Genomic DNA, 23,007 nt, shown 5'->3' with positions numbered 1-23,007 from the left:
GCCGTCCCTGCGCTGTCAGGCGTGCTGAGGCTTTTTCATCAGCATGGCCGTGATGGCCGAGAGCAGGCAGCCAGCGGTCAGATAGATGGCGACGCTGTGCCAGGAGCCACCGGAGAAGGTGACCAGTGCGGCGGCGATGAAGGGGGTAAAGCCGCCTCCGACGACGCTGGCGACCTGGTAACCCACGCCGGCGCCGCTGTAGCGGTAGCTGGCGCCGAACATTTCGGTGAACATCGGCTGCTGCACGCAAACCACCATATCGTGGGCGATATTGGCCAGCATCAGCGCGAAGAACAGGATCCAAAAATAGGACTGGCTTTCGAGGGCCATAAAGAACGGGAAGCCGCTCAGGGTGCCGATCAGCGCGCCGGTAATATAGATGCGCCGACGGCCAAAGCGATCCGCCAGCCAGGCGAAGCACGGAATGGTCAGGCAGCTGATCCCGCCGACAAGCAGGCCGATGTTGAGGAACAGCTCTCGCGGCAGGCCGAGGTTTTGCGTGGAGTAGCTGAGGGCGAAGGCGGTAACGATATACATCGTCAGCAGTTCGCACAGGCGCAGCGCGATAATCAGCAAAAAGGCGCCGGGATGACGGAATAACGCTTCGACGACCGGCAGGCGCTTTTTCGCCGCGGTGGGCATCTTTTTCTGCTGCTGCTGCTGATGCTCAAACTCAGCCGATTCGCTCATGCCGTTGCGGATCCACAGCGCCGCCAGCACCAGCAGCACGCTGAAGAGGAAGGGGAGACGCCAGCCCCAGCTCAAAAACTGTTCGTCGCTGGTATTGGCGCTGATGAGCGACACCAGGCCGGTTGCGAGCAGCAGGCCGACGCCATAGCCAATCTGAACCCCGCTGCTGTAGAAGGCCTTTTTATGCTTTGGCGCGCTTTCTACGGCGAGCAGCGCCGCGCCGCCCCATTCGCCGCCCACGGCAAAGCCCTGGATCGCACGCAGAAGCACCAGCAGCACCGGCGCCCACCAGCCGATTTGATTGAACGAGGGCAGCAGGCCAATGCAGGCGGTGGCGATCCCCATCATCCAGACGGTCATCATCAGCATCCGCTTGCGCCCGAGGCGGTCGCCAAAATGGCCGAAAATAATGCCGCCCAGCGGGCGGAAAAGAAAACCAACGCCAAAAGTGGCAAAGGCTGCCAGCGTGCCCATTGCCGGGCCTATCTGCGGAAAAAACTCCTTATTAAACACCAGGGCGGCGGTGATGCCGTAAAGCAAAAAGTCGTACCAGTCGACTACGGCACCGGCGAAACTGCCCCACGCCGCTCTTCGCGCGCGATGAAGTGAGTGGGTTTCCCCGGCGGGGCGGGGAGATGTAAGCGTTGAGTCCATACCTGTCCTGTCAATCTGTGCTGTTGCTACGTTATCGTTATTGGAATGAAACGCACTCTTAGCGGCGTCATCAAAGAGACTACCGCGCCGCCGGGCGAGAGAAAAGATTTTTACCCATCGTCATGCATTAACGGCAAAAAATGTGCATTCTACGGCCTGCCATCAGCGGGCGATCGGAAGGTTCTGAAATTATGGATTCTTTTTTAATTGAACAGCTCACAACCTTCCGATGACATCTTTTAAGAATTGCTGTAAATGGTTTACAATTAACAAATCTCCAATCCTGGAAATGGTGAGTTAAATGCGTTTATTGTTCGCAGTTTTATTTTGTTTCATAGTTTTACCAAATGCATTTGCAGAAAAACTGCCCGCGCCTGAGGGCAAGCCCGTTTTAACCATTTCCGGCCTTATTGGAAATACAAATGAAGGCGATACCGCGGTGTTTGACCGCGCGGCATTAGAGAAGCTGGGCATGCAGACCGTCGAAACCACCACCCCGTGGTACTCCGGGAAAATCCGTTTTGACGGAGTTTCCCTTAGCAAGCTCATGGACTTAGTCGCGGCAAAGGGTAAGTCGGCGCGGGTCATCGCCCTTAATGACTATACGACGATCGTGCCGATTGATGATTTCCATAAATTCCCCGTTATTTTGGCTTTAAAAATGAACGGTGAATATATGCGGGTTCGCGATAAGGGCCCGCTGTTTATTGTTTATCCTTACGACAGCAGTCCTGATTTACAAAATCAAATCTATTATTCCCGCTCGGCGTGGCAGGTTGCGAAAATTATTATTGAGTAATAGCCTGTCCCGCCAGGCGTAATTGTTGCATAGGGTTTGGACACCGGCAGGGCTCAGGAATCAAGGCGTATACGGCGTACGTGGAGATGTTGAGCTCTGCCCAGGAGCAAACTGATAAATAAAACAGCCTAATGGGATAGGCTCTAAGGGTTTGATCTTGAATCGAATACTCACTGCCATTATTTTGTCGCTTTTTGTTATCACCGGATACATTACCTATTTGGTGCATGAGCGACAGAGCGAGCTGCAAAAGTTGACCCGCTACACCGATTCGTGGTCAATCGCGCAGATAGTCTCTGAGTATATGCGGCTGGAAGCGCATCTGGGCTCCTATGCCCTGGGCGTTGAAGGGGTCGATCGGGACGATGTCCGGCTGCGTCTGGAGATCATGATGGGCCAGATCAAGCCGCTGCAGCAGGGGGAGCCGAGTGAGTTTATTCGTAAGGATGCGAGGCGCAGGGCGACGATTGAGAGCCTGATCGCGATTCTGTATCAGCTTGATAAGCAGCTGGATACCATCACCCCGCAGCAGACAAAGCCGATTTTGCAGCGCATGGGCGAGCTCGATGGTCCCATGACCGGGCTGGCGTCAATGTCGCTGGCGCAGGATATTAATATTGTTAACCTGACCCACGATAAAATACAGAACCTCTATTTTATCTATTCGATAATTTCCATTCTGCTGATCACCATGTGTATTTCCTTAGGGCTGTTAATGCTGCGGCAAAATAACAACCTGCGCCGCGCGCACGTCCGCATGAAGCTACTGGCCAACGATCTGCAGGCGTCAAAAGAGAAGCTCCAGGTACAAAACCGGCGTTTGCAATACGACGCGTATCATGACTCCTTGACCGGGATGCCGAACCGTCTCTCCTTCTGGCAAAAGCTGCAGGAGATCGTCAATCAGGTTCGGCCATACAACGGCTCGGCGGTGGTGATGCTGTTCGATCTGGACAATTTTAAGGACGTTAACGATACGCTGGGCCACGATTCCGGGGATAAGCTGCTGCAGGATCTTGCCAGCCGGCTCTCCTTTTTCCGCAAAACCTCCGAAACCCTGTACCGGCTCGGGGGAGATGAGTTTGCGCTGGTCTCCTGTGATTTAAGCGAAGAGCAGGCTCTGGCGCGGGCGACGGTGATCCGCGAAAAGATTAGCCAGCCGTATCAGGTTTATGATTCGCTGATCAACATTGATGCCTGTATCGGGATTGTTATCTCTGACCGGGAAACCCGTACCGATTATTTATATAAATGCGCCGATCTTGCGCTTTATGAGGCGAAAAAAGAGGGTCCGGGCACCGTCCAGATCTTCCGCCCGGGGATGCTCCAGCGCCTGCAGGAGAATAAGTCCTTTGAGGACGACCTGCAGCAGGCGCTCGATAACGGTGAATTCCGCGTGTACTACCAGCCGATTGCCGATACGATGAGCGGCGAGATTTATGGCTATGAGGCGCTGGTGCGCTGGTTCCATCCGGTGCGCGGCATGGTGCCGCCGACACTATTTATTCCCGTCGCCGAAAAGATTGGCATGATTAACCCGCTCGGGGAGTGGGTGCTTAAAACCGCCTGTGAGGAAGCGGCGAGCTGGTCATCGCCGCTCAAAGTGTCGGTTAACGTATCGCCCGTTCAGCTGATCAACAGCTCGTTGACCGATACCGTTATCTCGGTGCTGAAGCACACGGAGCTGGATCCGCATCGCCTTGACCTGGAAATTACGGAATCAGATGTGTTTAATGAAAACACGCGCTCTTTAGAAATCCTCAGCCAGCTACGCGAGCTGGGGATCCAGATTTCTATTGATGATTTCGGTACCGGATATTCCTCATTATCACGACTTAGTTATTTCCCGTTTGATAAGATTAAAATCGATCGCTCATTTGTTATTAATATTCCCGCGCAGAAAGATGACCTGGATATTGTCCGGCTGATTATCAGCATGGGTAAAAGCTTGCATATGCGGATCGTAGCGGAAGGCGTCGAAACGGATGAGCAGTTAAAATCTCTTCAGCAATTAGGCTGCGACCTGGTGCAGGGCTACCTGATTGGCAAACCGGGGCCGCTGAATACCGCCAGTAATAAATAGCTCAGGGTTAATTCTTTACTGCGGATCGGTTAATACCGATCCGTCTTACCTTATATTCAATAAAGATAATCCTTGTTAGGTATAAATAGTGGTAGAGTGAAATTTCTTAAAAAATAATACCCTCAGTGATTAAAAGGGGTATATCATATGCAATATATTTCCCCGTTCCCGACCGTGCTCAATGGTGCGGAAAGAGAGGCCGAATCATGCAGCGTATCGTTATTCCTACCCACTACGTGCATACCCGCACAACCCCGCTATGGACCAAAGAAACGGCACCGGCGTCAATCTGGCAGCGACATCTTGATGCCGGCACGCGGCAGGGCGTTTATCCTCGTCTGGCGGTCATGCAGGGTGCTATACGCTATTATGGCTATACGGATGAAACCGCCCCTGAGCCTGTCGAAACGATGACGATAGAGGCCGGACAGTTCGGCGTCTTTCCGGCGGAAAAATGGCACCGTATTGAAGCATTGACGGAGGATACCGTTTTTAACGTGGATTTCTATGTCGATCCTAAAATTCTGATAGAGGGATAAAGCTGAACTTATGAACAGTGAAAATAAAGGCTATTCATTAGCGGTTGTTAACGGCAACAATGATGAAAAACAAGCAAAAGTCTATCTGAAACCAATGGCGCTTTATGTTCCAGATATTGCGGTGCAGGCGGTAGCAGAACTTATTGGTTCACTGTCGGTGGATAATGAACAGGGCAAAGGCTTTGTTCTGTCGGTGACGAATAATAATAACGGCATATCGGTAGATAAAGAGTTTGCAACCCTCGTCGAATTACAGGACCCGCTCATTGCCGCCGATGCGGTGAAGGATCTGGTTAATATCGTCCGCGGCTATGAATCAGATGAAGAGACCAACGTCTGCGGCTGGTAATGTCCGCGCCGCAGGCTAAAGCAGACATCTGACGGTGTCTGCCTTTCCCTCATTCCACCTCTAGCCCTCGCCGTTTTCCAGCGCCAGCTGACGCTGCACCGCAAGCAGGGTTCGCCGACGGATCCAGCCGCTTGCCGGGCGGATAACTCCCCAGTAGCAGGCGAAGCGCCGTTTTACCCGTGGGGTAGGGCAGTGCACGAAGGTCTCGGTGACCAGCCGGTGCTCGCCGTCGACCGTGACGACCCGAAAACACAGAATAAGCTTCGCGGCATCAGCCTCGTTAAAGCGGGCGAATGCGTCGGCGTCGGGGAGGCGATGAACCGCCATCGTGGGCCGCCAGAACTGGCCGGTAAGTCCGAGAACCAGCTCCCGGCTGGTTTGATGCAGCGGGGTGAATGTGGCAAAGCCAAAATCATTGACGTCAACAGTGTGGGGGGAGGGATGCTGCGTAAAACGCTAATAGCATCTGCCGGGTAATTTACGCAGTTTTAGCAGCGCGTTAATAATCGGGTCCGCCGTCATGTCCAGGTTCTGTACCGCCTGAATGATCGTGCCGGGCTCAGCCGCAATAGGCGCGGATTGACGATGCTCATAAAAGCTAAAATTGGCTAACCAGCGCGGAGGATCAGGTCAGTGCCGGTATGTCCGCGAAGTGACGTGGCCCAAAAAAATCATGATAACCTCCGTTTAGTGCATGAGCGGCAACGACAGCCAGCAGGCTACATCTGCAGCGACATGGTTTAGCATAATACGCCGGGCCGTGCGACTGCCGGCAATGGGGAGGAGCTTAAGGACAGGCGTTGTGACGGGCTGGAATCAGCTCCGGTAATGCCCGTAGATGGCTGAATGATCTTAGGGAACAGGGACGAGGTCGTCACTCAGGAGTCGATTGATAGAGAAGATCAACGGAGTAGATACAAAAAAGCCCTGACCGTTGCAGCCAGGGCTTTTAAGGAACTACTGATTTAAGATTTAACATTCATGGACTTAATATGGGTACTGCTTATGATACTGCTTTAAATGTACACGTTTATCACAGATAATATTGGGTGCTGATACTAACTAAAACCTCCCTCTATTTTCTCGTTACTTTACCCTACCATTTTCATCACCTTCAAAAATGGCACTTTAAACAAGTACATCCCCTCGCGACATATACTCTTTGATGCGTGGCCTGACTTCCGTTGCGATCGCTTAACTTAACTAACGTACCCAACTCAATCGCAAGCAATAACTTTAAAAACATAGCCTTACATCGTCGCGCTACTTCCCCAGATTTGCGATTAACTACCCTAACTACGTGGCCTTAAAACATTACCGATGTAAAAAAACGCTTCTTAGCATCCGTAATCCCATACAACAAAATACGTGGCCTTTATCGCAAATTACTTTTGTTACCTTACTAACACTTTCAACTTATAACAGCGAACTACCACTTCACCGCTGTTGATTCCTAATTTACCCATTTTGAAAGTAGTGTCAATACTGTTTTTAAAGACATGCTTTTATTTACAGCAAATATAGCTGCAGGGGTGTAGGTTGTGTCTGATAAGCCTCTTATTTTTTGCTTAGATGAGCATGATGCTGAGGTATTTCCTGAAGGCTTCATGAACCACATAAAGCCTAACCGGCGGTGAAGCGCAACAATCACAAAACAGGTTAGCAGGTGGGCTTGAGCGGGCGGTTGGCGCTTTATCCGCCACGCCGGGAATGGGAGCAACGCGGCTGCCACACACGCGTGCCAGTTTGCGGGTTGGCCTGAGCGTCGGGCAACTGCGTCTGCTTGTGCAGGTAGTGCGGGATAGGGGGGAAAGTGCGGCCGCAGCGCGGGCTGAAAAGGCATTGCACAAGGTGCAGCCAGACGCGCAGAAAACCGCTGTGACATTACCGCCGCACTAAGGGATATTTAAAAATCATATTCCAGGGCAAGACGGTTCTGCCAGAAATTTTTGTCCGACGTTGAGGTGGTTTGCACACCGGCAAAATCCGTGATGCTCAACCCTTTGAGTACGCCATCAAAACTGTAGGTACCGTACACCAGATATTCAGACTGATTGCTGCTGGATGCGCCGGCGCTGGCGGTCAAATCCATAAAGGAATAGCGGCTGCCCAAAGAGATATTGTCGGTAGCGGTCCAGTTCAGATCGGTTGAGTAAGCATTGCCGCTGCCGAGATCCTGAGTGCTGGTGAAGAACGGTTGCGCAAAATATGGGCCGGAGGAGGTGTTGTGTGCGTAAGGTGTCACCAGCGCGCCGTTACCGTAGGCATTACCGTTGGCGGCGATGTGGTCGTAGTTCAGGGACCATTTCAATACCGGGGTGAAATTCATCACGAACTGTGCACCGTAGCTGGTGCTGTTAACTTCGCCAGCCAGCGCTTTGCCTTCGCTCAGGCCACGAATAAACTGAACACCGATTTTTGGCTGGGACGGTGAATCAGACCAGGACAGGAAGCTGTCGGCGTACACTATTCTGCTGTAGTTATCGTAATTCTCGTACCAAAGCTGGCCGTTAAGCTTTTTATTATCCAGCTTAACGGCACGCCCGCCGCCAACACCCCACATGCCGTTGGTGGTACCGTCGGCATCAGTATAAGCAGTGGTATTGAGGAACTGGTCGTCGCCCCACGGTTTGTAGCGGGTGATTTTGGTGGCGTGCAGGAAGTTGTCGCTGTCGCCGTAATGAGTGTCAACACCGCGGAATAGAATCGGTGTGATACGCCAGTCATAGTCGCCGATAAAGGGAATATTGATGCGCTGGTCACCGGCTGTAATGCGGAAGTCCTGATAGTGGTAGCTCAGATAAGCTTCGCCCACGCCGGTCTGGTTAGGGCCGAGTTCGGCGATCAGATGGTCGTCGTTATGCGAAATACCGCGCTGGAGAATACCGCTGACGCCAAGGCTCAGGCCGTAGTATTCCGCTGTTGCATACTTCACGCTGCCGCCGTAACTGACGGTGTCCTGAGAGTAGCCTGGCGAAAAATAGGCATTATGGGTGGAGTAATACAGGGTACGCAGGCTGCCGGTGACCGAGCCGCAGGTGAACATTTCGGTCAGGGAATCAGCCACGCCTGCCGTGCAGCCGGATGCAGCAGGCGTGGCCGCCAGCGTATGGCCCATAAATAATGCCTGAGAAACGACGATTGCGCCCAACTTTAGCGTAAAGTTGAATTTATTACTTTTCATTAATATCTTCCTGGTAAAAAAATATAATGTCTTCAGCCGGCAGAGAAGACGGCCAATAATTTTTTTATCGGGTAGTGCACAAACGGTTACTATCCCGATTTTTTATAAAAGGGAGGGAGGTAATAGTTATTTTTATCTGTCAGGCAATAAAAGAGGATCGTTATCTAAAATCAATGTGTTGCGGACTTCCCAGCCTCTGAGCTTGCCAGGGTTAAGTAACCCATTGGGATCAAGGCATTTTTTCACAGAAACAACCTCGGGTTTAATGTCTCCTTGTTTACCATCTTCAATTTGATAAACATGGGGGTTGTTTATTTTTACGTCATTATCACGGAAGGTGGATATTATTTCGTTCAGCCGTTCTTCGCTGGAGTAACGTACTAATTGCAATCCGCTGGCGGTTATATTTCCATCGGTGTCACGGAGGAATTCGATATGCGAAATAACCTCGTCGGCGAATAAAGCCGCCATATCGATAATCTGCTGATGATAATTCGTATAATTAAACGCCGTCTGCAAATAAGTGAGAGAGCTATCAATTTTAAGGGCGTGCAGCGTTGTGTGGTTCCAGCAATATTCCATCAGTGATGCATTGGCTTCACGCGCCTCGTCGGCGGTCTGACGCACGGCGCTGTGCCCGCGGTATTTTTCCAACAGACCGGCACAGAATCCCTCACTTTCCTGCGCAATAACGCTGATGACGGCATGCTGATTTGCCTGATAGTGCACGTTTAGGTGACTGAAATAACTCGGGATCGGCGCGGCGAGCAGCGCCAACTGGCGTTTTACCAGCCCCGGAGAGCGGGCAAAGGCGTTGGCATAATCCAGCGCGTCGGTGAAATCATCAAACACGTCCAGCCGCTCTATCCACCGGTGAAGCGGTGCCAGTGCCAGCTCTACCTCAAGAATGATCCCATTGCTACCGTAGGCATGGTGCAGCAGTAGCGCCTGCGGGGCAGGAATCTGCAGAATGCGCGGCTCGGCCTCCATCGTCATCACTTTTACGCTAAGCACATTACCTGGCGCGCCCAGCGGGCCGTAGTTGATTGAGCCAATGCCGCCAAAGCCGCCGCCGTAAAGGCCGCCGAGGCTGGCAAGCCGATAAGTTGACGGCATGCAGCGTAGCTCCCAGCCCGCAGGGCGCGTGACTGCCTCGATCTCGGCCAGCCGGATACCCGCCTGAGCACGAACCACGCCGTCACCCAGTTCGCATATCTGATTGAGTCCGGTCATATCGACCAACATCCCGCCCTCCAGGGGCACCATCTGACCATAGTTGCCGGTCGCGCCGCCCCGCAAAATCAGCGGCAGCTGGTGTTGAACGCAGGCTTTAACCAGTAAAATCAGCTCTTCTTCGTTACGTGGCCTGACCACGGCATCGGCCTGTTTGTCTTCGAGCCGTTGTTTTAGCACCGGGCTGAACCAGTGAAAATCGCGTGAAAGGCGTTTGACCTTTGCCGCCTGCAAAGTCCAGTCTAGATCGGGCAGCGCCTGCTGTATCAGGGCAAGCGCATGTTTACGTTGTTCACTGTCCATCTTCTTCCTGCCTAATCATGAGTGAGGTTAATGAGATTGCACGGCTTCGCTTTCATGCCAGGCGCTGAGAACGCGCCTTGAAATCCATGACATCACGCCAAACAGCGCGATGCCGGTGAGGGAAATTAACAGCAGGGCTGCAAACATCAGCGGGATGTCCAGCTGGTATCCTGCCTGCAAAATCTGATAGGCCAGGCCGGTGTTATTGCCGCCAGCGCCTGCAACAAATTCGGCAACGACGGCACCGATCAGCGACAGGCCGCTGGAAATCCGCAGCGCACCAAAAAAATAAGGCAGGGCGGAAGGAATGCGTAAACGGATCAGTATCTGCAAACGGCTGGCGTGGTTGAGCTGGAAATAGCTCAGCAGACCCGGCGATACGCTGCGCAGCCCCTGCGTGGTATTGGAAATAATCGGAAATACCGCCATCAGCGTCGAACACACCACCAGCGACAGCGTGGTGTCTTTGACCCAAATAATAATCAGCGGTGCGATGGCCACAATCGGTGTCACCTGCAGGAACACGATGTAGGGAAACAGTGCGGTTTCAACAAACCGATTTTGCACCAGCACAAATGCCACCGCTGCGCCGATGATGATCGAGAGTAAAAATGAGATCAGGGTGATTTTCAGCGTAAACAGCAGCGACATCGTCAGCGAACCCAGATTGGTCCACAGGCTTTGCAGCGTCACCCCCGGTGAAGGCACCAGAAACTGAGGGATTTTGAAATAGCTCACCCAGCCCTGCCACAGCAAAACCATGATGACTGCTACGACTGCCGGGTAAAGCACTTTGCGAAACGTGGGGTTGTTGATCCACGGAGAGGATTTTTGTGTGTGCATATTTTTACTCCATACCCGATTGGCTGGCTTGCAGCAGGCTGTCCTGCAATTGCTTCGCATACCGTGAAAAAGCCGGACTGACGCGAAAATCTTCGCTGCGCGGGAACGGTTCGGAGATGGCGATATCTTCCACCACCCGGCCTGGCCGCGCGGCCATCATGATCACCCGCTGCGACAAAAACACGGCCTCGTGGATAGAGTGGGTGACGAACACCACCGTCAGCCCCTGTTCACGCCACAGGCGCAGCAGGTCGCTGTCGAGCTTATTACGGGTTATTTCATCGAGTGCGCCAAAGGGTTCATCCATCAGCAGCAGTTTCGGGCGCGTCACCAGCCCGCGGGCAATCGACACGCGCATCTGCATGCCGCCCGAGAGTTCGCGCGGCAATACGTTGGCAAATTTCTCCAGTCCCACCAGCTCCAGCGCTTCACTGACGCGGGTGTTGGCTTCGGCACGAGGCACACCCGCCAGATCCAGCGGTAAACGTACGTTGTTCTGCACGTTGCTCCACGGCATCAGCGTGGCCTCCTGAAACACAAAAGAAAGCGGCACCTGCACTTTTTCACGGCTGTCGCGCCGCCACAGCACCAGCTTGCCGTCACTGGGTTCAACCAGGCCGGCGACCATCTTTAATAGCGTACTTTTGCCACAGCCCGACGGGCCGAGCAGCGTCACAAATTCCCCCTGATTAATCGTGAGATTGACTGGCAAAAGCGCACGCGTGCCGTTGCTGTAAATTTTCTCCGCCGACAGCACCTCAATAGCCGGTATCGGCGAGGGGAGAGGTGAGCGAACATCGCTCATCATGGTCAGTTTAGGGGCTGAATTCATGGCATAACCTTCGCGTTTTTGATCATCTCGAGGGTATAGGTCTGCTCAAACGGCACTTTATCCGCGTCAATCAGCTTGTTTTTCACCAGCATCTCCCAGGTCTTTTTCAGCCGGGGTTCAGTAATGATGCCGATACCGCCGGTTTGCGCATCGCCGCCGGTGACAAGCTCATACTTCTTCATCTGCGCGATACCAAAGGCAATCTGATCGGCACCCATGCGCGGGTTAGCCTTGGCGATCAGCACGTTGCCTGCGGTCGGGTCCTGCAAATATTCTTTCCAGCCCTGCATAGAGGCTTTTACGAAGGCGGCGACTGCGGCCGGGCGTTTTTTAACCGTATCGGCCATACAGATAATTGAGTTGCCGTAAGGCGGATAGCCCCAGTCGCTGAGCATGTAGACGTAGAAAGGTTTGCCACCTTTTTCGACCGAGAACGGTTCGGAAGTGACATAGCCCTGCTGCACCAGATTATTGTCTGCCAGGAAGGGCTGCACGCTGAAGGTGTAAGGGCGAATCTTCGCGACGGACAGCCCCAGCTCGCTCTTCGCCCACGGCCAGAAGGAGGTGTAAGCCTCCGTGGCCAGCAGGAAAGTTTTATCTTTCAGCTCCTGCGCTTTATCCACCTTGTCATGGCTGATGAAGACGGTAGGTGAATGCTGGAACACGGTCGCCACCGTGACCGCATGAACGCCTGCCTGCCAGGTTTCCAGCGCCTGGCCGTTGTCGCCAAGCGTACAGTCAGCCTGCCCGGCGGCCATCAGCTGCATGACGTTCACCTGCGGACCACCCATCTTGATGTTGACATCCAGCCCCGCCGCTTTATACAAACCTTTGGCCTGCGCGTCGTAAAAACCCCCGTGCTCCGCCTGAGCGTACCAGTTAGTGATGAATGTGAATTTCTCTTCCGCCATGCTGGCGGTGGAAACCCCGGCCAGCAGCAGGGCAAGGAGGATATAAGAAGATGTACGCCGTATTTTCATCGCAAGGGTTCCTTTATTTAGAAACAAAAGAAGACGGAGGAGGAGTAAAAGTGGTTTGCACAAAACCGTTCCAGTGGTGTTTCCCCCAGGTTGGCTCGCTGCGTACTTTCCATTCCATATGATGGATTTCGGTAATCGCCTGTGCCCAGCTTGCCGCCAGCGAATCGAGGATCGCGTGCCCCTGTTCGGCGGTAGCGCCGGTCGGGTCGCCAATGACGCCACTCGGGCCAAAATCATAGGAAGCCCACGCCGCCGCCGGGCGACCTGACGACAGCGTGGGACAAGGGAACTCCGGGGGGTAATTGGCGACCGCGCGTTCGATGTGGACGCATTCAGGGGCCAGCGCCAGCATCACCGCCGTTTCGCTGTGACCTGCGTGCATCGCCATCTTCTGTTCCTGCGCGCTCAGAAACTCGTTTTCAACGTTGGGCACGCGAAACACGTCGTGAGGGATCATAATCATGTCGCCGTGGCGCAGGCGCATTTCCCGTGATGCCATTTGCAACACCTGCGGCTGCCCGCCATGACCGTTGATCATCAGCAATTTACGGAATCCGGCGCGGTACAGAGATTCGGCAATTTCTAAAATCGTTTGCAGCAGCGTGTCACCGGTTAAGGTCAGCGTGCCGGGGAAATTCAGATGCTCATCTGATTTGCCGTAGGTTACCGGCGGGATGGCGTAGGCCGGGATCGCCTTCGGCAGCCGTGCCAGCGCATAACCCGCCACCCCCGAGGAAATCACGCTATCAACCGAACACGGCAGATGCGGCCCGTGCTGTTCGATTGCGCCGGTTGGCAATACGATCACGGTATTGGCTTTGTCTGGCAGGGCTGCAATCGCTGTCCAGCTCAGGAAGGGGAGAAACCGCTCTGCGGGAATGTAGCCGTTAATCATGCTGTGCCTCGTGGTCGGACATTATTGGGTTAGGCGGGATTGCGGTAACCAGGCCGTCGCTTCAACTTCAATCAGCACCTCGGCGCTGGGCAGCATTTCACTGACCTGCACGACGGTAGAAACCGGTGGCAGATCGGGGTAAAAAAGTTTTCTGACCCGGCTGTAGTAAGGAAAGTGATCGAGATTGCGGAAGTACTGCACCAGCTTGATCACATCGCTCATTTGCCCTCCGGCTTCTTCAATCGTGAGGCGGATACTTTCGAGCACATACCAGCTTTGTGCCAGAACCGGCCCCTGTTTGGCATCGGTTGAGAATTCGCCGGTTTCGCCCAGTAACCGGCGTGCAGGGTCGGGGATATCCTGAAAACCCCGCACGATCGTCGCGCTCTGCGGATTGACGGGAATCATGCCGGAGAGAAAGACAAAATCACCGGCGCGACGCCAGGCGGCATAATTGGCGAGCGGTTTGCCCGCTCCTGCTTCAAGACTCATGGGGTCACTCCTGATTCCACGTGCGCTGGTGGGTCAGCCTGCCGTGGTGGATAACCAGACGGGCCGCGCTGTTTAAAGGCCAGGTCAGACTGTCGCTGCCTGGGAAGAGGATCAAACTGGCCTCGGTGCCAACAGCCAGCGGACGATTTGCGGCGACGTCACCGGTCAGTGCCGCCACATCACAGATAAGACGCGATTGCTGGTCAAAGACGTTTTCCAGCTGAAGTGAGAACAGGGCGCAGATCAGCGTATCCAGCGGGTCGTAGCTGCCTGCCGGGCAAAAAGCATCCTGCACGTTGTCGCAGCCCAGCAGCACCGGAATGCCCGCCGCCTGCGCTTCTTTCAACAGCGTGATGCCACGCTGGCGTGGCGTACGGTTTGTCACGGCATCTTGCAACAGCAGGTTGGTCATCGGCATCGCAATCAGCGTGACGCGCTGTGCCGCCAGTAAACTCAGCACCTCGTGCGCCTGTTGCTCACTGCCGGAGGATAGCGCGCAGCCGTGGCTGCAGCTGATGTGGCCGCTAAATTCATTCTCCGACAAATAACGCGCCAGCCAGGTCAGGCCGTGCGCCACGTCAGAAAGCTCTTCGTCAATGTGCAGGTCCAGATTCAGCTGCCAGAGGGCGGCGCTGCGCAGCAGATGGGTCATGGCCGCCGGGTCCCAATTTGAGGAGTGGATAAAGCCCCCCAGCAGGCAGTCTTTGCCGCTTTGCGCCACCGCGCGCGCGATGCGGTCAGCGGCCTCTGCGTCGGCAAAAAAACTCAGCGGGACCAGAGCGACGCGTTCCAGGGTGACGCCCGGCTGCCTGATATTTGCCAGCTCGAACCAGGCCATGGGCGGGAGGATGTCGAACCAGTCAATGTGGGTGCGCAAATGCGTTACGCCGTGAGCGGCGGCCCACGTCAGCCCTTGCTTTGCGCGCTGATGAAGGTCTGCCGCCGTCCAGTGCTGGCGGTCCTGATGCATTGTTTCAATGGCGGCCAGCAGACCCGGTTTGGACGGTCGGCTGCGGCCAATAGTGAAGGTTTTATCGAGATGTGCGTGAGGTTCAATCAGCCCCGGAAGCGCCAGTGCGCCGTGGGCATTCCACAAGTGATCCTGCTGCGGCTGGCTGGGCATCAGTGACGTAATTTTCCCTGCGTCAAAGCGCAAATCGGCCGTCACCGGTTCCCCCGCCTGCACGGGCCAGTCGCCGGGAAGCAGCCACGCGGGGAGGCGCACGTTAGCAATGCCATTAAGCGGTGATGTGGGGATTGAGATACTCATCTTGAGACTCCGCGTTGGCATTACAGGTCAAGGACCAGTACGGGGCTTTTGGATCGCGAACAGCACAGCGTAATTTGTGTGTTCGCGGCTTTCTCTTCGTCAGTCAGCACGCAATCCCGGTGGTCAGGGATCCCGTCGATCACGTCGGTGATACAGGAGCCGCAAATACCCTGTTCGCACGACAGCATAATATCGACCCGGGCGCTTAATAAAACTTCGGCAATGGTTTGGCGCGGGCTGACTAAATAACGTTTGCCGGTAGAATTAAGCTGAATATAGAATTCCTGCCCGTCGGTGTCATTATTCATATTGGCGTTGCTAAAACGCTCAAAAGATAAATTTTCGGCTGGCCAGTGGTGTTCCTGCATAATGTCCTGCAAACGCTGAATAAATCCGTCCGGGCCGCAGGCCATCACGCGGGTATTCCGATCGGCCTGACGCAGGCTTGGGGGCGTTTTGTCGCGCAGAGAATCGTTTGCCGCGCTGCAATGCAAAAAAACATGACCGGCCAGTGCGGGCGTGTTCAGGCGTGATATAAACGCCGTTTGTGCCGTGTCTGAAATGTAGTAATGCATTTCAAATTCAATCTGTTGCTCAGCTATGTACTCCGCCATGGTTAGCAACGGGGTGATGCCGATACCCCCGGCAAACAGCAGATATCGTCCCGCATCGGGCAATGGGAAATGGTTGCGCGGTGCCGAGATGGTCAGGTTATCGCCAGGGCGGAAATGATGGTGAATGAAGTGCGAACCGCCGGCGGACTTTTCCGCCAGTTTTACGCAAATTTCATAATATTCCCGGCTGCTGCTTTCGGTACAAAGAGAATATTGTCGGGCCCCGATCTCAGGAATGAAAACATCAATATGGGCGCCGGGGGAATAAGCCGGTAATAACCTCTTGTGCTGCGCAACAAGCTGCAATGAAATATTTCCTTCACCATTTATATCGACCGTTTTTATTGTGACAGGAATTACTCCGGCATCTTTCATTGTCATTTACCGTATTTAATTTGATAAGCCATTCATTAAAGGGAAAGTTCAACCCGTTCGCCGCACAATCCGCCGCTATAGTAAGAAGGAGGCGAAAATTTTGCTTTTAAAGCGATGAAACGATTGTTCCCGTTGCAATGAAAGCTACGTTATTGTTATAAAACTGTTGCGTCCAGCGCTTTGATTCGCACGTCCCGTTGCATAAAAGAGAGCACTACACAATGTTCGCATTCTCCCGGTTTTTGCTGTACTTCACTGAGGTTGCCCGCCAGGGCTCGTTTCGCAAGGCCTCCGAAACCCTGCATGTCGCCGCTTCGTCAATTGACCGGCAGATACTGCGGGTTGAAAACGAGCTGGCGATGCCCCTGTTTGAACGACATCCCACCGGGCTGCGGCTGACGGCTGCTGGTGAGCTTTTGTTACATGCCGCCAACAACTGGAAAAAAGATTTTTCCCGCGTTTGCGAACAGCTTGACGACCTGCGGGGGCTGCGCAGAGGGCATGTGAGGATCGCCACCATCGACGCTATCAACCGGCATTTTTTCTCGGCGATGCTCAGAAAGGTGCATCTCGACTACCCGAACATTTCATTCACCCTGACAACGATGAACAACGTCGATATTCAGCAGGCGCTGATGTCGGGCGATGCTGACTTCGGGCTTATGCTGAACCCGCAAAGCTCCAAAGAGCTGCAGGTGCGGGCCTTTGCCGAAATTGAACTCGGCGTCGTGGTGCCGAAAGGGCATCCGCTTGGGGACAAAAGCGGTGTCCGTTTTAATCAGTGCATGGAATATCCGTTCATCCTGCCTTCTGCGCCGCTGATGCTTGCCGAGCCAGTTCAGGCGCTGATGAATATCAACGGGGACATGATTAATGAGGTCGCCGTTTCAAATAACATTCATATGATCCGCTCCCTGATTAAAGAGAAAATTGGCATCGGTATTCTGTGCTGGCTCGATATCATGGATGAGGTACAAAACGACGAATTGCAGTTTATTCCGCTGACCGATCCGCAATTAAAAACCTTCACGCTGTCGCTGTGCGTGGCTCCGGCAAGACAGCTTTCCCTGGCGGCTTCGATGATGCTTAAACAACTGGAAATGCTCTTTAGCCAGATTCAAATGCCCGGCCAGGACCCACGTTAATACGCACTTATTTGGTGCAGCACGCTCCGAGATGAATCAAAAGTTGCAGGCCGATGAAATCCGCTCCCCTGAGAAGGCGCATAGAGAGTGCACCCGCGGAGTTGGCATCCTTTTTGTATAGTAAAAAATGAGTAGAAGCGGTCAGTGCAGATAACTGCGCGGGACATTGCTCAGCAACTATTTCGCGGTTCATTTTGAGCCGGTCAGGGGGCTGAGCTGCGTCTGCTCGTTCTCCCTCCGGCGATGATTAGGAGAGGAGTAATGAAGTTAATATCCCGCATTCCCCTATCTTGCTGCGTGCTGAGCGCGCTGGTTCCTGGCCTGTTTTCACTGCCGGCTCACGCTGATGAGAAACTCGTATTGCTGACGTCCTGGTATGCTCAGGCGGAGCAGGGCGGGTATTATCAGGCGCTGGCGACAGGCATTTACAAACGCTACGGGCTGGATGTCAGCATTCAGTCCGGTGGCCCGCAGATCAACGGCATGCAGCTGCTGTTGTCAAAACGCGCCGATGTGATAATCGGCTACGACCTCCAGTTGCTCGAATCAGTACAGCGGGGTTTTCAGGCCAAAGCCATCGCGGCTCCGTTCCAGTTCGACCCGCAGGGTCTGCTGACGCACGCTTCCGTCACTTCCCTCGACGGTTTGAAGGACAAAACCATTCTGGTGTCCAGCTCAGGGCAATCGACCTGGTGGCCGTGGCTTAAGGCGCGCTACCAGCTCAGCGACTCACAGGTTCGCCCCTATACCTTTAACATTCAGCCCTTTGTTGCCGACGATAATGTTGCGCAGCAAGCCTATGTCAGCTCGGAGGTTTTTCAGGCGCAGAAGGCCGGGGTGAAATCTAATTTCTTCCTCTTCTCGGAACACGGATATCCCCCTTATGGCGGGATTTTGATCACGCGTCCGGATCTTGTCAGCAGCCGTAAAGAAGCGATGGCGAAATTCGTACGTGCGTCAATGGAGGGTTGGGTCAGCTATCTGCAGGACCCGTCGTCAGGTAACGCGCTAATTAAAAAGGATAATCCGAAAATGACCGATGATCTGCTGGCCTGGGGCGTTCAGCAAATCAAAGAGCATCACCTGATTGACGGTGGCGATGCGGCAACGCAAGGCTGGGGCACCATGACGCAAAACCGCTGGCAGAAAACCCGTGATTTCATGGTCAACGCCAAACTGTTAAAGGCAGATACCGACTGGAAACAGGCTTATACCACGGAGTTTGTTGAGCACATGCAGGTTAAACCTTGAGGAGCGTTGCAATGTCATCTCAATCATTGCTGATTAAAAACGCGCACGCGATCCTGACCGGATTAGCGGGGAGTGCGGCGCGCCACGCCGGGACAGATATTCGCGTCCGCGATGGCGTGATCGAGGCCATTGGCTCCCTGACGGCACTGGCGGATGAGCGGTTGCTCGACGCACGTGACTGTGTGGTCTATCCGGCCTGGGTCAATACTCACCATCACCTGTTTCAGTCGTTGCTTAAAGGAGAACCTCAGGGGCTGAATAAAAGCCTGACTGCGTGGTTAAGCGCCACGCCTTATCGTTTTCGTGCCACCTTCGACGAGCCGACTTTTCGTTTGGCGGTGCGAATCGGTTTAACAGAGTTGTTGCGTTCGGGCTGCGCCACGGTGGCCGATCACAACTATCTCTACTGGCCGGATATGCCGTTTGACACCTCGGAGATCCTGTTCGATGAGGGCAAGGCGCTGGGGATGCGCATAGTGCTGTGCCGCGGTGGCGCTACGCAGGGGCGGACGATTGAGCAGGATTTGCCGCAGGCGCTGCGCCCGGAGAGTTTTGATCATTACATGGCGGATATGGAGCGCCTTGTCAGCCGCTATCACTGCCCGGAGCCGACGTCGTTGCGCCGCGTGGTGATGGCCCCGACCACGCTGCTGCATTCGGCACCTGGCCCGCAGCTGCGCGAAATGGCGAAACTGGCACGAAATTTAGGTATCCGGCTGCACAGCCACCTGTCTGAAACGGTGGATTATCTCGATGCAGCGCGCGCCAAATTTAATATGACTCCGGTGCAGTTTTGCGCCGAGCACGACTGGTTGGGGGATGACGTGTGGTTTGCGCATCTGGTGAAACTGCTGCCGCAGGAGATAGCGATGCTGGGGCAGACGCGTACCGGCATTGCGCACTGTCCTCAAAGTAATGGACGGCTGGGCAGCGGCATTGCGGATTTGCTGGCACTGGAACAGGCGGGTGTCCCCATCTCTCTGGGCGTTGACGGCGCAGCCTCGAACGAGGCCGCCGACATGCAAAGTGAGGCGCACGCCGCCTGGCTTTTGCAGCGTGCCAGAAAAGGCATGCAGGCGAAGCCGCGTTATGAAGGCGGAAGCTTTGAGGGCGGCGGCGATGCGGCAACGATTGAAGACGTTGTGCGATGGGGCAGCGCTGGTGGCGCACAGATCCTTGGCCTGCAAAAAAGTGGCACCGTGCAGGTGGGCATGCTGGCAGATATCGCGATTTACCGGCTGGACGACCCTCGCTATTTCGGCCTGCACGACATGGCGATTGGCCCGGTGGCTTGCGGTGGGCGGGCTTCGCTCAGGGCGCTGATGATCAATGGTCGCGTTATCGTCGAAAACGATGCGATCCCCGGCCTCGATCTGGACGCAATGCGCCATCAGGCAATATCGGCGGTGCGCACTCTGCAACAGCGCGCAGTAGGCTAACTCTTTTGATTAAGAAGGATAAAAACAGTGGCGCAATCAACTCAAACGCAAAGCTATGCATTACAGGAACTGGAAAAAGAGGCGACGATGGGCGCAATGGGCGAAGAGACTTTTGCCCGTGAGGTTCGCTGTATTGATCTGTCGGATTTCGCCAACCGTAAAGACGAGATTGCCGACGAACTGTGGCGGGCAGCAGTGGAAATCGGCTTCTTTCAGGTGAGTCATCACGGTATCGCGCTGGACGACATCCGGCAGGCATTCAGCATGACGGAAGCCTTTTTCGCGCTGCCGGGGGAGATCAAAGCCCGCTACCCGCTGTCGCGCAACGCCGGGTGGGAAAATAAATCCCAGGTGCGCCCGTCGACCCAAACGCCGGATCAGAAAGAATCCTATCAGATAACCCGTCCGCTGATGGACCCGCTATGGCCCGCTGAACATGAGCTACCGGCGTTTAAACGCACGATGCTAAATTTCGAATCGCAATGCTGGCAACTGGGCATGAAGTTGCTTTCATGTTTTGCCCTTCGGTTAGGGTTTCCTGAGCACTTTTTCGAAAAGGCGCACGATCCGCAACAGAAAAGCTATCAGAGTACGCTGCGTATGCTGCACTACTATGCCACCGTGCAGTCGGAGCAGGGGATGTGGCGTGCCGGGGCGCATACGGATTTTGACTGTCTGACGCTGCTTTTCCAGCGTCCCGGTCAGGGAGGATTACAGGTTTGCCCCGGCAAAGATCGCGAAAGCCAGCAGTGGACCAGCATCGAACCGCGTGAGGACGTGATCACCTGTAATATTGGCGACATGCTGATGCGCTGGAGTGACGACCAGCTGCCGTCAAATTTCCATCGGGTGAGAAATCCGTTGCCAGGTGAGTATCAGGGAGCACGCTACAGCCTGGCGTTTTTCTGTCAGGCAAACAAGGACATTGAAATATTGGGGCCGCAGGCGAAATACCCGGCCATCAGCGCTGAAGATTACCTGCAACAGCGTATTCAGGCGAATTTTGCCAAAGGATAACCTGCGCTACGCCAGCGTTCAGGATTAATGTAAAAACAAGAAGCCCGCTTAAGTTTCCTTAAGCGGGCTTCTTCAATATGGCTCCTCTGACTGGACTCGAACCAGTGACATACGGATTAACAGTCCGCCGTTCTACCGACTGAACTACAGAGGAATCGTGTGGGGTCGTATCTTAGCGGCGAAAAAATTTTTGTCAAACATCTATTCTGCCCCTGTCGGCCAACCGCCGCTTCTATCAACAATTTGTTGTAATTACCGACAATTTAGAAGGAAAAATGCTTTGCAGGATTAGCATTTCTCTATCATCATTTGAAATGTAGTTTCAACTTTTCTCACTAAGGTCTCCTTTGAACGTCACATCCGCAGTACGCAGGGTCGTAGAACGAACATCCTGGTTCAAAAAACGTAAGAGTTATCGCGTACTCTACTGGCGTGAAATCAGCCCGCTGGCGGTCCCCATCTTGCTGGAAAATAGCTGCGTTTTGCTGATGGGCGTAGTCAGTACGTTCCTGGTGAGCTGGTTGGGTAAAGAGGCGATGGCCGGGGTTGGGCTGGCCGACAGCTTTAATATGGTGATCATGTCGTTCTTTGCCGCCATCGATCTCGGTACGACGGTGGTGGTTGCCTTTAGCCTCGGCAAGCGCGATCCACGACGCGCGCGCGCGGCCGCGCGGCAGTCGCTGGCAATTATGACGCTATTCTCCATTTTGCTGGCGGTGGTGATACACGCCTTCGGCAAAGAAATTATCAATATTGTCGCCGGCGACGCCTCGCCCCAGGTTAAGGATATGGCCCTAACCTATCTGGAGCTGACGGTGCTGAGCTACCCGGCGGCGGCGATTGCGCTGATCGGCAGCGGCGCGCTGCGCGGGGCAGGCAATACCAAAATTCCGCTATTGATTAACGGCGGGATGAACATCATCAACATTATTATCAGCAGCATCCTGATTTACGGCGTTTTCTCGTGGCCGGGGCTCGGCTTCGTCGGCGCAGGTTTGGGGCTGACCATCGCCCGTTACATCGGAGCGGTGGCGATCGTGTGGGTATTGGCCGTCGGCTTTAACCCCGCGCTGCGCATCTCGCTGAAGAGCTATTTCAAACCGCTTAACTTTGCCATTATCTGGGAAGTGATGGGCATTGGCATCCCGGCGAGCATCGAATCGGTGCTGTTCAACGGCGGCAAGCTGTTGACACAGATGTTCGTCGCCGGCATGGGAACCAACGTCATTGCCGGCAACTTTATCGCCTTCTCCTTCGCCGCGCTGATTAATCTGCCGGGAAACGCGCTGGGCTCCGCGTCGACCATCATTACCGGCACCCGGCTGGGAAAAGGCCAGATTGGGCAGGCGGAGCGCCAGGCGTGGCATGTATTCTGGCTATCGACCATCATCCTGACGGTAATTGCGTGGGGAACCGCGCCGTTTGCTAACCTGATCGCCTCGTTCTATACCAGCGAAGAGGATGTCAAAGTGGTGGTTAAAGAGCTGCTGTGGCTGAACGCCTTCTTTATGCCGATTTGGGCGATGTCCTGGACCCTGCCGTGCGCGTTTAAAGGCGCTCGCGACGTGCGCTACACCATGTGGGTGTCGATGCTGGGGATGTGGGGCTGCCGCGTCGTAGCGGGCTATACGCTGGGCATCGTGCTCGGCATGGGCGTGATTGGCGTGTGGCTGGGGATGGTGCTCGACTGGGCGGTACGCGGCGCGCTGTTTTACTGCCGGATGGTCAGCGGGCGCTGGCTGTGGAAATATCCTCGAAGCAAAAGCCAGGTGCGCGAAACCTAACCATTTTCTGGGCGGAACGACAAATTTCGCCCAAAGTGGAGAATAAATCGGCAAACGGTTTGAAATGTGCGAAACAGCCTTTGACAAGGCCGGGCGTCGCCGTTAATATTCGCCCCGTTCACACGATTCCTCTGTAGTTCAGTCGGTAGAACGGCGGACTGTTAATCCGTATGTCACTGGTTCGAGTCCAGTCAGAGGAGCCATATTAAAGAAGCCTGCTTAGGAAACTAAGCAGG

Annotated in this window: 21 protein-coding genes, 2 tRNA genes and 1 pseudogene; 12 read left to right on the top strand and 12 right to left on the bottom strand. The window is 54.4% G+C overall.

The genetic code is table 11. The annotated features are described in order from the left end of the window. Positions 1-15 precede the first annotated feature (15 nt). A complete protein-coding gene (shiA, locus tag GVK32_RS16105) occupies positions 16-1,344 on the bottom strand; it encodes a shikimate transporter (protein WP_159870338.1) in 1,329 nt (442 codons plus the stop codon). Between the two features lie 301 nt (positions 1,345-1,645). On the opposite strand from shiA, the gene GVK32_RS16100 reads away from it, so the two are divergent. The 4 genes from GVK32_RS16100 (at position 1,646) to GVK32_RS16085 (ending at position 5,114) form a co-directional block, all read left to right on the top strand. Next, positions 1,646-2,143 carry a molybdopterin-dependent oxidoreductase gene (locus GVK32_RS16100; RefSeq protein ID WP_159870341.1) on the top strand — a complete coding sequence of 166 codons (498 nt, stop codon included), beginning with the start codon at positions 1,646-1,648 and terminating at the stop codon, positions 2,141-2,143. Positions 2,144-2,300: 157 nt separating this feature from the next. Next, positions 2,301-4,226 (top strand): bifunctional diguanylate cyclase/phosphodiesterase, encoded by a 1,926-nt coding sequence (locus tag GVK32_RS16095; protein ID WP_159870344.1) that lies wholly within the window; start codon positions 2,301-2,303, stop codon positions 4,224-4,226. A 206-nt stretch (positions 4,227-4,432) separates the two neighbouring features. Next, positions 4,433-4,765: a DUF1971 domain-containing protein gene (locus tag GVK32_RS16090; RefSeq protein ID WP_041146340.1), complete on the top strand. Its 333-nt coding sequence runs from the start codon at positions 4,433-4,435 to the stop codon at positions 4,763-4,765. A 10-nt stretch (positions 4,766-4,775) separates the two neighbouring features. Beyond that, positions 4,776-5,114, top strand: coding sequence for a DUF1869 domain-containing protein (locus GVK32_RS16085; protein WP_115192295.1), 339 nt, complete (start codon positions 4,776-4,778; stop codon positions 5,112-5,114). 60 nt (positions 5,115-5,174) lie between these two features. On the opposite strand, the gene GVK32_RS29215 is transcribed toward GVK32_RS16085, so the two are convergent. Beyond that, positions 5,175-5,441: a hypothetical protein gene (locus GVK32_RS29215; protein ID WP_227697857.1), complete on the bottom strand. Its 267-nt coding sequence runs from the start codon at positions 5,439-5,441 to the stop codon at positions 5,175-5,177. A 1,356-nt stretch (positions 5,442-6,797) separates the two neighbouring features. Between GVK32_RS29215 and GVK32_RS29210 the strand changes: the two are divergent. Then, positions 6,798-7,013: pseudogene (locus GVK32_RS29210) on the top strand (hypothetical protein); the annotation flags it as partial. A gap of 7 nt (positions 7,014-7,020) precedes the next feature. On the opposite strand, the gene GVK32_RS16075 reads toward GVK32_RS29210, so the two are convergent. The 9 genes from GVK32_RS16075 to GVK32_RS16035 all read right to left on the bottom strand — a co-directional run bounded on the left by GVK32_RS16075 (position 7,021) and on the right by GVK32_RS16035 (position 16,141). Further along, complete coding sequence (locus GVK32_RS16075) at positions 7,021-8,298, bottom strand: TonB-dependent receptor (RefSeq protein ID WP_159870347.1); 1,278 nt, start codon at positions 8,296-8,298, stop codon at positions 7,021-7,023. A 132-nt stretch (positions 8,299-8,430) separates the two neighbouring features. Continuing rightward, entirely contained in the window at positions 8,431-9,834 is a 1,404-nt protein-coding gene (locus tag GVK32_RS16070; protein WP_159870350.1) for an FAD-binding oxidoreductase, read from the bottom strand. A 27-nt stretch (positions 9,835-9,861) separates the two neighbouring features. Then, complete coding sequence (locus GVK32_RS16065) at positions 9,862-10,677, bottom strand: ABC transporter permease (RefSeq protein ID WP_159870353.1); 816 nt, start codon at positions 10,675-10,677, stop codon at positions 9,862-9,864. Between the two features lie 4 nt (positions 10,678-10,681). Then, positions 10,682-11,509: an ABC transporter ATP-binding protein gene (locus GVK32_RS16060; protein WP_159870356.1), complete on the bottom strand. Its 828-nt coding sequence runs from the start codon at positions 11,507-11,509 to the stop codon at positions 10,682-10,684. Further along, positions 11,506-12,420 carry an ABC transporter substrate-binding protein gene (locus GVK32_RS16055; protein ID WP_370461164.1) on the bottom strand — a complete coding sequence of 305 codons (915 nt, stop codon included), beginning with the start codon at positions 12,418-12,420 and terminating at the stop codon, positions 11,506-11,508. The genes GVK32_RS16060 and GVK32_RS16055 overlap by 4 nt, the downstream gene beginning before the upstream one ends. 82 nt (positions 12,421-12,502) lie before the next feature. Continuing rightward, positions 12,503-13,384 (bottom strand): creatininase family protein, encoded by an 882-nt coding sequence (locus GVK32_RS16050; protein ID WP_041146332.1) that lies wholly within the window; start codon positions 13,382-13,384, stop codon positions 12,503-12,505. 21 nt (positions 13,385-13,405) lie between these two features. After that, positions 13,406-13,876: a RidA family protein gene (locus GVK32_RS16045; RefSeq protein ID WP_115192300.1), complete on the bottom strand. Its 471-nt coding sequence runs from the start codon at positions 13,874-13,876 to the stop codon at positions 13,406-13,408. A 4-nt stretch (positions 13,877-13,880) separates the two neighbouring features. Further along, positions 13,881-15,146 carry an amidohydrolase family protein gene (locus tag GVK32_RS16040; protein ID WP_159870362.1) on the bottom strand — a complete coding sequence of 422 codons (1,266 nt, stop codon included), beginning with the start codon at positions 15,144-15,146 and terminating at the stop codon, positions 13,881-13,883. A 20-nt stretch (positions 15,147-15,166) separates the two neighbouring features. Further along, positions 15,167-16,141, bottom strand: a complete 975-nt coding sequence (locus GVK32_RS16035) for a PDR/VanB family oxidoreductase (protein WP_159870365.1) — start codon at positions 16,139-16,141, stop codon at positions 15,167-15,169. Between the two features lie 215 nt (positions 16,142-16,356). On the opposite strand from GVK32_RS16035, the gene GVK32_RS16030 reads away from it, so the two are divergent. The 4 genes from GVK32_RS16030 to GVK32_RS16015 all read left to right on the top strand — a co-directional run bounded on the left by GVK32_RS16030 (position 16,357) and on the right by GVK32_RS16015 (position 20,987). Further along, positions 16,357-17,280 (top strand): LysR family transcriptional regulator, encoded by a 924-nt coding sequence (locus GVK32_RS16030; protein ID WP_159870368.1) that lies wholly within the window; start codon positions 16,357-16,359, stop codon positions 17,278-17,280. Positions 17,281-17,541: 261 nt separating this feature from the next. Continuing rightward, the gene (locus GVK32_RS16025) at positions 17,542-18,531 is read left to right on the top strand and encodes an ABC transporter substrate-binding protein (protein ID WP_041146327.1); all 990 of its coding nucleotides are present in this window, start codon (positions 17,542-17,544) and stop codon (positions 18,529-18,531) included. Positions 18,532-18,542: 11 nt separating this feature from the next. Then, on the top strand, positions 18,543-19,970 hold the full coding sequence (locus GVK32_RS16020; RefSeq protein WP_143966772.1) for an amidohydrolase family protein: 1,428 nt from the start codon (positions 18,543-18,545) through the stop codon (positions 19,968-19,970). Positions 19,971-20,057: 87 nt separating this feature from the next. Then, positions 20,058-20,987 carry an isopenicillin N synthase family oxygenase gene (locus GVK32_RS16015; RefSeq protein WP_218645821.1) on the top strand — a complete coding sequence of 310 codons (930 nt, stop codon included), beginning with the start codon at positions 20,058-20,060 and terminating at the stop codon, positions 20,985-20,987. A 78-nt stretch (positions 20,988-21,065) separates the two neighbouring features. On the opposite strand, the gene GVK32_RS16010 is transcribed toward GVK32_RS16015, so the two are convergent. Beyond that, a tRNA-Asn gene (locus tag GVK32_RS16010) sits at positions 21,066-21,141 on the bottom strand. 5 nt (positions 21,142-21,146) lie between these two features. Here GVK32_RS16010 and GVK32_RS29550 point away from each other — a divergent pair. The 3 genes from GVK32_RS29550 to GVK32_RS16000 all read left to right on the top strand — a co-directional run bounded on the left by GVK32_RS29550 (position 21,147) and on the right by GVK32_RS16000 (position 22,974). Further along, on the top strand, positions 21,147-21,239 hold the full coding sequence (locus tag GVK32_RS29550) for a DUF5951 family protein (protein WP_367575711.1): 93 nt from the start codon (positions 21,147-21,149) through the stop codon (positions 21,237-21,239). A gap of 95 nt (positions 21,240-21,334) precedes the next feature. Next, positions 21,335-22,771 (top strand): EmmdR/YeeO family multidrug/toxin efflux MATE transporter, encoded by a 1,437-nt coding sequence (locus GVK32_RS16005; RefSeq protein ID WP_159870371.1) that lies wholly within the window; start codon positions 21,335-21,337, stop codon positions 22,769-22,771. 127 nt (positions 22,772-22,898) lie between these two features. Then, a tRNA-Asn gene (locus GVK32_RS16000) sits at positions 22,899-22,974 on the top strand. Positions 22,975-23,007 lie beyond the last annotated feature (33 nt).

The sequence above is a fragment of the Klebsiella sp. 18074 genome, from assembly GCF_902705905.1.
GTDB classification, from domain to species: Bacteria; Pseudomonadota; Gammaproteobacteria; order Enterobacterales; family Enterobacteriaceae; genus Klebsiella; species Klebsiella terrigena.
Note: the sequence above shows the minus strand (reverse complement) of the source record. Positions and strands in the feature narration are given on the sequence as shown.